The organism is Vibrio sp. 1402, from assembly GCF_033340275.1.
The window spans coordinates 1-627 of the sequence record NZ_JAWOWE010000393.1; the positions used below are offsets into that span (position 1 = coordinate 1).

The following is a 627-nucleotide window of genomic DNA, read 5'->3' on the forward strand; positions in this document are numbered from 1 at the left end:
ACAATCTAGTGGGTAACGCGATCAAATTCACTGAGGACGGTGAAATTGATATTTACGTCAGCCTGAATCCAGAAGACGAATCGCAAGTGCTATTTGAAGTCTCAGATACAGGTATCGGCATTTCGAAAAAAGATCAGAAAACTCTGTTTGATGCTTTCACGCAAGCAGAAGGTGGTCTGAACCAAATCGGTGGTACAGGGCTTGGTTTGGCGATCAGCAAACGCATCGTAGAAGCCATGGGCGGCGTGCTAGAAGTCGACTCAGAAGAGGGCGAAGGCAGCCGTTTCTGGTTCTCCATCCCACTTGAAGAAAGCGAGCCTGTGGAAGTCGGTGTTGTGGCGAGCGCTCGCTGCAAGGTGAAAGCCAAAGTGCTGTTGGTCGAAGACAATGAAGTAAACCGCGTAGTGGCGGAAGGTTTCCTCCAGAGCATGGGGCACCAAGTTGTGATGGCGGAAGATGGCCTGCAAGCTGAACGAATCATTGATAAACAAGATTTTGACATCGCGCTTGTTGACATCAATTTACCTGATTGCGACGGCACGGATTTGATTCAACGCTTAAAACGCATCGAACGTAACAAGCCAGGTGACAAAGCGCTGTCACCGACACCTATGATTGCGGTGTCTG

The 627-nt window shown here is 49.3% G+C and carries 1 protein-coding gene; it reads left to right on the forward strand.

Going from position 1 to position 627, the window contains the following annotated elements; genetic code table 11:
* The coding region (locus R7044_RS26260; protein ID WP_225456124.1) for an ATP-binding protein at positions 1-627 on the forward strand (627 nt) is incomplete at both ends.